This is a genomic window from Methylobacterium goesingense (genome assembly GCF_022179225.1).
GTDB lineage: Bacteria > Pseudomonadota > Alphaproteobacteria > Rhizobiales > Beijerinckiaceae > Methylobacterium > Methylobacterium goesingense.
In genome coordinates this window covers 26,063-35,687 of sequence record NZ_BPQL01000009.1, presented here as the reverse complement: position 1 = coordinate 35,687, position 9,625 = coordinate 26,063, and the positions used below count along the sequence as shown (strand labels likewise).

At 67.6% G+C, this 9,625-nt stretch carries 8 protein-coding genes and 1 tRNA gene; 5 read left to right on the top strand and 4 right to left on the bottom strand.

What is annotated here, in order from left to right:
- Nucleotide 1: 1 nt before the first annotated feature.
- Nucleotides 2–91 (bottom strand) — tRNA-Ser (locus MFF30_RS01595).
- A gap of 252 nt (nucleotides 92–343) precedes the next feature.
- On the opposite strand from MFF30_RS01595, the gene MFF30_RS01590 reads away from it, so the two are divergent.
- From MFF30_RS01590 to flhA, 3 genes are all read left to right on the top strand, one after another.
- Complete coding sequence (locus MFF30_RS01590) at nucleotides 344–997, top strand: ABC transporter ATP-binding protein (protein WP_238275700.1); 654 nt, start codon at nucleotides 344–346, stop codon at nucleotides 995–997.
- A 107-nt stretch (nucleotides 998–1,104) separates the two neighbouring features.
- The gene (locus MFF30_RS01585; RefSeq protein WP_238275698.1) at nucleotides 1,105–2,349 is read left to right on the top strand and encodes a KpsE/RkpR family capsule polysaccharide export protein; all 1,245 of its coding nucleotides are present in this window, start codon (nucleotides 1,105–1,107) and stop codon (nucleotides 2,347–2,349) included.
- 152 nt (nucleotides 2,350–2,501) lie between these two features.
- Nucleotides 2,502–4,661, top strand: coding sequence for a flagellar biosynthesis protein FlhA (flhA, locus tag MFF30_RS01580; protein WP_238275696.1), 2,160 nt, complete (start codon nucleotides 2,502–2,504; stop codon nucleotides 4,659–4,661).
- A gap of 204 nt (nucleotides 4,662–4,865) precedes the next feature.
- On the opposite strand, the gene rpsD is transcribed toward flhA, so the two are convergent.
- The 3 genes from rpsD to murI form a co-directional block, all read right to left on the bottom strand.
- A complete protein-coding gene (gene rpsD / locus MFF30_RS01575) occupies nucleotides 4,866–5,483 on the bottom strand; it encodes a 30S ribosomal protein S4 (protein WP_238275694.1) in 618 nt (205 codons plus the stop codon).
- Nucleotides 5,484–5,686: 203 nt separating this feature from the next.
- Entirely contained in the window at nucleotides 5,687–6,094 is a 408-nt protein-coding gene (locus MFF30_RS01570) for a DUF3291 domain-containing protein (RefSeq protein ID WP_494337911.1), read from the bottom strand.
- 115 nt (nucleotides 6,095–6,209) lie between these two features.
- Nucleotides 6,210–7,085: a glutamate racemase gene (murI, locus tag MFF30_RS01565; protein WP_238275682.1), complete on the bottom strand. Its 876-nt coding sequence runs from the start codon at nucleotides 7,083–7,085 to the stop codon at nucleotides 6,210–6,212.
- 262 nt (nucleotides 7,086–7,347) lie between these two features.
- Between murI and egtB the strand changes: the two genes are divergently transcribed.
- Both egtB and egtD read left to right on the top strand, forming a co-directional pair.
- Nucleotides 7,348–8,616, top strand: coding sequence for an ergothioneine biosynthesis protein EgtB (egtB, locus tag MFF30_RS01560; RefSeq protein WP_238275680.1), 1,269 nt, complete (start codon nucleotides 7,348–7,350; stop codon nucleotides 8,614–8,616).
- A gap of 34 nt (nucleotides 8,617–8,650) precedes the next feature.
- Complete coding sequence (gene egtD, locus MFF30_RS01555; protein WP_373320821.1) at nucleotides 8,651–9,625, top strand: L-histidine N(alpha)-methyltransferase; 975 nt, start codon at nucleotides 8,651–8,653, stop codon at nucleotides 9,623–9,625.

The window sequence follows — 9,625 nt, the reverse complement described above, 5'->3', positions numbered from 1 at the left end:
CTGGCGGAGGGAGCGGGATTCGAACCCGCGATACCGTTTCCGGTATACACACTTTCCAGGCGTGCGCCTTCAACCACTCGGCCACCCCTCCGGTCCCGTCACCGCGTCTCGCAGCCGCCGCTTGGGCAGCCGGGCTTCGCTGGTGTCGGGAGGCGTCGTGTACAAGCCGCACCGGCGGGGTGCAAGCGGCGTGAACGGCAAAGCTGCCGATTCCCGGAAAGAATGTGCGTCGGCGGGCGCGATCCCCTCACCGCGGCGTCGGGACGATCCGCAAATTCGCCGTCTTCGGCGGGCAGGTCTCGATCGCGCAGGGCCGATCGAGCCTCGGGAGCGACTGACCGCCGTGATCCGTTTCGACAACGTGACCAAGATCTACCGTACGGACGGCCATCGCCGGACCATCCTGGATCGCGTCTCGTTCACGCTGAAGCCTGGCATCAGCTACGGCATCCTGGGCATCAACGGTGCCGGAAAATCTACCACCATGCGCCTGCTCGGCGGGGGCGAGATGCCCACCAAGGGCCGGGTCGTACGGAACCGGCGCGTCTCATGGCCCCTGGGCTTCTCGGGCGGATTCCACCCCAACATGACCGGGCGCGACAACATTATCTTCGTCGCGCGCATCTACGGCGAGGACCCCCGGCGCGTGCTGGAATTCGTCGAGGATTTTTCCGAACTCGGTAGCTATCTCGATGTCCAGATCCGGACCTACTCGTCTGGCATGGGATCGCGGCTCGCCTTCGGCATGAGCATGGCGATCCCGTTCGACTGCTACCTCATCGATGAGGTCACGGCCGTGGGCGATGCCCGCTTCCAGAAGCGCTGCGAGGAGGCCTTCAACGCGCGCCGGGCCAACGCGGACGTCATCATGGTCTCGCACGGCATGGACACCCTGCGCACCTGGTGCCAGCAAGGCATCGTGCTCATCAACGGCCGCGCCATCGTCTACGAGAACATCGACGACGCCATCGAAGTCTATCGCCGCCTGAATGCCTGAATGCCCGCGAGGGGCGGACGGTCGGCCATGGTTTCGCCGTGCGGTCGATACAGGATGCGGTGCGTGCCGGCGCGGATTCCGCCGGACCAGATGGAATACCGGGGCACATGAGCGTCGAAATCCGCAATCCTCAGGGGCAGCCGCTCACGACCGCTGACCGCTCGAATGCCGTCGCGGAATCCCTGCGGCAGATGGCGCGGGTCTCGCGCTTCGCGGACCGCAAGAAGGGCATCCGCTCCTATCAGAGCCACGTAAAGACGGACCCGCTGATCCCGGCCCTCTTCGTGCTCTGCTTTCTGATCCCGACCCTCCTGGCGGTCGTGTATTTCGGCTTCATCGTGTCCGACCGCTACGTGGTCGAATCGCGCTTCGCCCTGCGCCCGGCTTTGGGCAGCGTCGACAAGGCGGCTCCCGATCAGGTCGGTACGAATTCCGGTTCCACCTCGCATCAGATGGTGGCGCAGGACAGCCTGATTACGACCAACTATATCATGAGCCGGCCGATGGTGGAGGCGATTGAGAAGGTCCTGCCCCTGCGGGAGATGTTCTCGCGGCCGGATATCGACTTCTTCTCCCGATTCAATGCCGATAAGCCCATCGAGAAGCTGGTGAAGTTCTGGCACAACCGGGTCCACACCGCGATCGAGTCCGGCTCCGGCATCATCACCCTGACGGTGAACACCTTCGATCCGCAGGAATCCCTTGAACTCTCCCAGGCCATCCTGGCCGAGAGCGAGCGCATGGTGAACGCCATCAGCATGCGCGCCCGCGCCGATGCGGTCGTGGAGAGCGAGCGCGAGCTGAAGCGCGCCGAGGAGCGCATGGCCAAGATCCGCGTCGCGGTCGCGGCTTTGCGGAATAAGGACGGCGTGCTCGATGCTCAGAAGACCAACGAGAGCAACCTCAAGGTCATCGCCGAACTGCGCACCGCCCGCATCAACCTCGCGGTGCAGCTGATCCAGGGTCAGCGGGACCTTTCGCCCGAGACCCGACGCATCCAGGATATGAAGGCACAGCTCAAGGATCTCGACGACAACATCACCCGCATCGAGCGGCAATCGGCCAGCGAGGACCCCGAGCAGCGCCGCATCCTGGCCGATTCGCTGACCCGCTTTGAGGCGTTCGACGCCGACCGGGCCGATGCCGAGAAGTATTTCTCCAAGGTGCTGACCGCCAACGAGCGCGCCCGCATCATGGCCGAGCGTCAGATCGAGTTCTTCACCCAGATCGTGCAGCCGGTGAAGCCCGAATCCTCGCAACAGCCGCGCCGCCTCCTCCTCATCGCCCTGATCGCCGGCGGCGCCGCCGTGGTCTTCACCGCCACCGTCGTGGCGCGCAAGTACCTGGCCTGAGGCAAGTCCTCCACGGATGACGCTCCGGGTCGGCTGCCGCGTGAGCGTGTGCCCATCCGAGTGCCGGATCGGCGTCTCTGTTAACCCTTCGCTAACCCTGAGCCCGGCAAATCTTGCCGGGCCCCGTCATCCTCGGGGCATCGAGGAGCACGATGAGCGAGACTGCGGTTGCCGCGCCCGCGGCGGGGTCGGGTGCCGGGTTCGGGCAGTTCGCGCGCTTCGCGATCCCCAATCGGGCGAACCTGAACGCGCTGTCCAAGCGCACCGACCTGTTCTTCGCCACCGCCGTGATGGGCATCCTCACGGTGCTCATCTTCCCGCTGCCGGCCTTCCTGCTCGACCTGCTGCTCGCGGTCTCGATCATCATTTCGGTGCTGATCATGATGACCGGGCTGTTCATCGACAACCCGCTCGAATTCACGGTCTTCCCGACCCTGCTGCTGGTCGCGACCCTGCTGCGCCTCGCCCTCAACCTCGCCTCGACCCGACTCATCCTCGGCCATGGGCACGAGGGCACGGCGGCCGCCGGCCACGTCATCGAGGCCTTCGGCAACTTCGTGATGGGGGGCAACTTCGTCATCGGGATCATCGTGTTCGCGATCCTGATCATCGTGAACTTCGTGGTCATCACCAAAGGCTCGGGCCGTATCGCCGAGGTGGCCGCCCGCTTCACCCTCGACGCGATGCCGGGCAAGCAAATGGCCATCGACGCCGATCTCTCGGCGGGGCTCATCGACGAGAAGGTCGCCAAAGCCCGGCGCGCCGCCCTCGAAGAGGAATCCTCCTTCTTCGGCGCCATGGACGGTGCCTCGAAGTTCGTGCGCGGGGACGCCATCGCGGCGCTGCTCATCACCTTCATCAACGTCATCGGCGGCATTATCATCGGCGTTGCCCAGCAGGGCATGCCCTTCATGGGGGCCGCCAAGACCTACACGCTGCTCACCATCGGTGACGGCCTGGCCTCCCAGGTGCCCGCCCTCATCGTCTCCACGGCCGCCGGCATCCTGGTCTCGAAGGCGGGCGTGAAGGGCTCGGCCGACAAGGCGCTCGGCAAGCAGCTCGCCAACTACCCGAAGGCGCTTGGCATGTCCTCGGGCGTCATGGTGCTGATCGCGCTCCTGCCCGGCATGCCCATGCTGCCGTTCCTGGGCCTCGCCGGCGCGTCCGGCTACGCCGCCTGGCACTTCGCCAAGGTCGCCCGTGAGGCTCCGCCCCTCGACGCCGACGGCGCACCGATGGATGCCACCGCGGTCGCCGCTGCCCAGGCCGCCAAGGAGGAGACCGTCACCGACCTCCTCAAGCTCGACGACCTCAAGCTGGAGATGGGCTACGCCCTGTTGGCCATGGTCAACGGGCCGGAGGGGCAGGACAGGCTCACGGACCAGATCAAGGCCCTGCGCCGCCAGCTCGCGGCGGATCTCGGCTTCGTCATGCCCTCCGTGCGCATCCTCGACAACGTACAGCTCGACGCCAATGCCTACGTGGTCCGGGTGAAGGAGATCGAGGCCGGCACGGGGCAGATCTTCCCCGGCCAGTTCATGGCGATGGACCCGATGGGCGGACAGGTGCAGCTGCCCGGCCAGCACATGCTGGAGCCGACCTTCGGCTTGCCCGCAACCTGGATCGACGCTTCGCTGCGCGACCAGGCGCAGCTCAAGGGTTACACGGTGGTGGATGCCGCCACCGTGGTTTCGACGCACCTCACCGAGATCATCAAGGCGCACGTCTCCGAGCTCCTCAACCACGTCGAGGTGCAGAAGCTCCTTCGCGAACTCTCCAAGGAGCACGGCGAACTCCTGAAGGAGGTCATGCCGAGTCAGATCGGCACCACGGGCATCCAGCGCGTGCTGCAGTTCCTGCTGGCCGAGCGGGTCTCGATCCGCGATCTCGGGGCGATCGTCGAGGGCATCGCGGAGGTGGCCGGCCACGTGAAGAATCCGCGCGACATCGTCGAGCATGTCCGCGCCCGCCTCGGCCGCCAGATCTGCGCCCAGTACCAGGGGCCGGACGGCATGCTGCCGATCATCACGCTGTCGCCGGCTTGGGAGCAGGCCTTTCTCGAATCGATCGCGGGCGAGCGCGACGAGCGCTACCTCGCCATGAAGCCCTCCAAGCTCTCGGAATTCGTCAATACGGTGCGCGACCGTTTCGAGGCCGCCGCCCGCATGGGCGAGATGCCGGTGCTCGTCACCTCCGTCCAGGCCCGGCCCTTCGTACGCTCCATCATCGAACGCTTCCGCCGCGAGACCCCGGTGATGAGCCAGGCCGAGATCCATCCCCGCGCTCGGCTCCGGACCATCGGCTCGGTCTGAGCGTCTCTCCGCGAAACGCCTACCGCATCGCCGTGCCCGGTACGTGGACGCCGTGATCCGAGCGTTTTCCGCGATGCACTGAACAGCGCCCGGCGGATCGACCCGGGCCACCGGATCGAGCCGAGGACGCCCATCCCCGCATGACAACGAAAAAGGGCCACCCTTCCGGGCGGCCCTCCTGCGTATCGGCTCTGACCAGTTCGATCAGCGCGAGTAGAACTCGATGACCAGGTTCGGTTCCATCTGGACCGGGTAGGGAACCTCGCCGAGGTTCGGCACGCGGGTGACGCGGGCCGTCATCTTCTGGTGATCCACCTCGATGTAGTCCGGCACGTCGCGCTCCGGGAGCTGCGCGGCCACGACGACGATCTCGAGCTGCTTGGACGAGTCCTTGACCTCGATCAGGTCGCCCGGCTTCACGAGGTAGCTGGCGATGTTGACGCGCTGGCCGTTGACCTTGACGTGACCGTGGTTGACGAACTGACGCGCCGCGAACGGGGTCGGCACGAACTTCGCGCGGTACACGACGGCGTCGAGGCGGCGCTCGAGCAGGCCGATCAGGTTCTCACCGGAATCGCCGCGCAGGCGGATCGCCTCGGCGTAGTAGCGGCGGAACTGCTTCTCGGTGATGTTGGCGTAGTAGCCCTTGAGCTTCTGCTTGGCGCGCAGCTGCGTGCCGAAGTCGGACATCTTGCCCTTGCGGCGCTGGCCGTGCTGGCCGGGGCCGTACTCGCGGCGATTGACGGGGCTCTTCGGGCGGCCCCAGATGTTCTGGCCCATGCGGCGATCAAGCTTGTGTTTCGCCTGAATGCGTTTTGACATCGCGGTTCCTCTCGCAATGGAGATCTATCGAGGAACGCGCCCTCCTCTCTTCGCCGCCGGCCTGAGCCGGGGACGGAGCGACAGGACGGACAGGACCGTCCACGGGTGCGCTTGAAAATGCGTCGGGGCCCCTCGTCGGAGCCCCGTCACCGGCGCTTCGTTAGAGCAGGCCCGCCCCCGCGTCAATGCCGAGCCGGCTCGACTCAGGCCGGCGGCGCCGGATGGATCGGTCCCGAACGGGTCAGGCGCGGCGCGCGGTAGGTCATCGTCGCGTGCTGCGGGCTCGGGTAGCGGACCTTGGAGGGCCGGCCCGCGTCGCGCATGCGCGTGTCGGCCACCGCCCAGGACGGCAACTCCGTCGCGTCCTCGACCCAGTGTACGACCGAGGCCTCGTCGCACCAGTGGACGAGGCGCGGCATCGCGCGGCGATGGGCGCCAGCCAGCATGTAGGCGCGCATGCTGGCCTCGTCGGTCCAGGCCGTCATGGTCCAGAAGGTCCAGTCCAGGTCCGGCAGCAATGCCCCGCCCCGGAATCCCTGCGCCGTCCGTACCTGGTTTCGGGTCCAGACGGCATGGAGCGCGAAACCCGGTAGGAACCGGACGGAGCGGATGCGCAGGCGCGTGACGCTGATGAACGGCTGGCTGGTTCGTTCGCCCGGCGATATCCTGGCCCGCGCCGATGCGACGAACCTATGGAGAGCGAAGCCGTGGTCGGCGGTACGCCCGCTATTGCAGGCCCAGCGGCATGGCCTCGACCGCGATTCCGCCGACGCCGCGCGCGGCCAGGGAGCGCCGCAGCGGAGCGGTCAGGCCGGCCCCGCCGGTAAAGGCGCCGAACACCGGGGCGGCATCCGGGGCATTGCGATCGCCTGGGCCGAGGAGCTGCATGACCCGTCTGGCGATGGCCGGGGCCGGGTCGATCCATGTCACCGGCCAGGGGGCGAGCGCCTGAAAGCGGGGGAGGAGGAGCGGATAATGCGTGCAGGCGAGGCAGACCACGTCGGTACGCCGGCCGTCCTCGAGAGTGACGAAGCAGGGCGCGATCTCGCGGGCGAGCGCGGCATCGTCCACCGGGCTGCCGGCCAGTTCGGCCTCGGCGAAGCCGGCGAGGTTTGGAGCACCCACCAGGGTGACGGCGCAGGCGCTCGCGTAGGTTTCGACGAGTTCGTGGGTATAGGCCCGCGCCACCGTGCCGGGAGTCGCGAGCAGGCTCACCACCCGCGACCGCGTGGCTTCCGCCGCCGGCTTGATCGGCGGCACCACGCCGACGAACGGGGTGACGAAGCGCTGGCGGAGCGCCGGCAGGACCAGCGTCGAGGCCGTGTTGCAGGCCACCACCACGAGGTCCGGCGCGTGCAGGCTGATCAGGCGATCCATGACGGTGAGCACCCGCTCCACCAGAACGGGCTCCGAGAGCCGGCCGTACGGAAAGGCCGCATCGTCGGCGGCGTAGACGTAGGCGGCGTCCGGACGGGCGCGCCGGACTTGCTCCAGCACCGTGAGGCCTCCGAGCCCGGAATCGAACACCAGGATCGTGGGCGTCGGCGCCAGCTTGCGTGCCACGGCGCCCGTGGTCGCTCCTGCCATGAGATCGATCCGCATCCGAGTCCGGTCCGGTTGCCCCGCGTCGAAAGCGGAGTGTCGGTCCAGGAGGGTTAAGGCGATCTCACCATGGCGGCAAAAAGGCGATCCAGTTCGGCCGCGTCGGACGCGGTTCGGCCGCGGGAGACCCGCTGCAGCCGCCGAAAACGTGGTTTGGTCGCGGGACAAGCGTGGCCGCGACGAAGAGGCCAGCCAGACCTCGGTTGTCGAATGCCCGCGCAGCCATATCTCACATTCTCGAAAGAAGTAGGGAGTGGCCGCCATGGCAGCGACGGCAGCGTTTCGCGAGACCCGTGACGAGGCGGCCGACCCGGCGGCCTTCCCGCCCCCGCCGCTCGGCGCGCGCCCCGTCGATCGGGCGGCCTGGATCAGCGCTTTCCGCCACGTCCGTGACGAGACGGAGCGCCGCGCGGCGCCGCTGTCGCCCGAGGACCAACAGGTCCAGTCGATGGCGGATGCGAGCCCGACGAAGTGGCACCGGGCGCACACGACGTGGTTCTTCGAGCAGTTCCTCCTGCGCGAGCACCTCCCGGGCTACGCGATCTACGATGAGCGGCTGCACTACTTGTTCAACTCGTACTACGTCGCTGCCGGCCCGCGTCAGCCGCGGATCATGCGCGGCCTCATCACCCGTCCGACGGCCGACGAGGTCGCGGGCTACCGGGCGCATGTGGACCGCGCGGTCGAGGCCCTTCTGAGCCAGGCCTCGGCCAGTGCCCTCGAGGCGATCCTGCCGGTCCTGGAAATCGGGCTCTACCACGAGCAGCAGCACCAGGAACTTCTGATCACCGACATCCTGCACGCCTTCGCGCAGAACCCCCTGGGCCCCACCTACGATGCGGACTGGCGCTTTCCCCGCTCGCAGGACGCTACGGGTCGGGTGGACCTCGCCCGCGGCATCACGCAGATCGGCCATGCCGGCGAGGGCTTCTCCTTCGACAACGAATCGCCCCGCCACGACGTGCTGATCCAGGGCGGCACCATCGACCGTGCCCTGGTCACCAACGCCGACTGGCTCGCCTTCATAGCCGACGGCGGCTACACGCGCCCGGAACTCTGGCTCTCGGACGGCTGGATCGCCGCCCAGGCCGAGGGCTGGGACGCGCCGGGCTACTGGCGGCGCGCGGGCGAAGGCTGGGCGAGCATGACGCTCGCGGGCATCCAGGCCGTCGATCCGGCGCTGCCCGTGACCCACATCAGCTATTACGAGGCCGACGCCTATGCGCGTTGGGCCGGGCGGGATCTGCCGACCGAGTTCGAGTGGGAAGTGGCCGCCCGCGAGGATCGGCTCGCTGACGCCTTCGGCCTCGTCTGGCAATGGACGCGCAGCGCCTACACCGCCTATCCGGGCTACCGCCCGGTGGACGGGGCGCTCGGCGAGTACAACGGCAAGTTCATGTCGAACCAGTTCGTGCTGCGCGGCTCGTCCGTAGCGACGCCGCAGGGCCATGCGCGAGTGGGCTACCGCAACTTCTTCTATCCGCATCAGCGCTGGCAGTTCACGGGCCTGCGCCTGTCGGACGCCCGCTGAGTTCTCGAGATCCGTCGCGTACCGGAGAGACGCCTTGACCATCAATCCCGTCTTCACGGACGCGACGCCGATCGCCGCCATCGATGCCGAGCGGCAATTCCTCGACGACGTGCTGGCAGGCCTTTCGGCCCCCCAGAAGTTCCTCTCGGCCAAGTATTTCTACGACGCGGCCGGGTCGGACCTGTTCGAGGCGATCACCCGCCAGCCGGAATACTACCCGACCCGCACCGAACTCGGCATCCTCGACGACCAGGGGGCGGCCATCGCCGCGACCCTGCCGGCGCGGGCCAACCTGGTGGAACTCGGCAGCGGCTCCACCGTCAAGGTGCGGCGCTTGATGGTGCACCGGCCGGATCTGGCGGCCTACGTGCCGGTGGACGTCTCGGAAAGCTTTCTGCGGAGCGAGGCAGAGGCGCTGGCGCGCGACTTCCCGAACCTGACGATCACCCCCGTGGCGGCCGATTTCACCCGCGCCTTCACCCTGCCGGAGGGGCTATCCGAGGGAGCCGTCGCCGGCTTCTTCCCTGGCTCGACCATCGGCAACTTCGAGCCGCCTCAGGCCACCAGCCTGCTGGCGCATTTCGGCCGGGTGCTCGGGCCGGGCGCGACCCTGATCATCGGTGTCGACCTCGTGAAAGACAAGGCTGTGCTGGATGCGGCCTATGACGACGCGGCCGGGGTGACGGCGGCCTTCAACCGCAACCTCCTGACCCGCATCCGGAACGAACTCGGCGCGGAGATCGACCTCGACGGGTTCAAACACCGAGCCTTCTTCGACCGCCAAGCCTCTCGCATCGAGATGCACCTTGTCAGCCTGCGGTCGCAGTCAATCCGCTTGGCCAACCGGCGGATCGATTTCGAGGCCGGCGAGACGATCCATACGGAGAACAGCTACAAGTACACGGTCGCGCGCTTTCAGGCCCTTGCCAGCGAGGCCGGTTGGATTCCGACCGAGGTCTGGACGGATCCCGAGCGGCTGTTCTCGATCCACGCGCTCCGGCGGCCTTGA

Excerpts from the sequence above, each read along its gene's own strand:
- rpsD (WP_238275694.1), bottom strand. The coding sequence starts at position 5,483 with ATGTCAAAACGCATTCAGGCGAAACACAAGCTTGATCGCCGCATGGGC.
- flhA (WP_238275696.1), top strand. The coding sequence starts at position 2,502 with ATGAGCGAGACTGCGGTTGCCGCGCCCGCGGCGGGGTCGGGTGCCGGG.
- MFF30_RS01585 (WP_238275698.1), top strand. The coding sequence starts at position 1,105 with ATGAGCGTCGAAATCCGCAATCCTCAGGGGCAGCCGCTCACGACCGCT.
- egtB (WP_238275680.1), top strand. The coding sequence starts at position 7,348 with ATGGCAGCGACGGCAGCGTTTCGCGAGACCCGTGACGAGGCGGCCGAC.
- murI (WP_238275682.1), bottom strand. The coding sequence starts at position 7,085 with ATGCGGATCGATCTCATGGCAGGAGCGACCACGGGCGCCGTGGCACGC.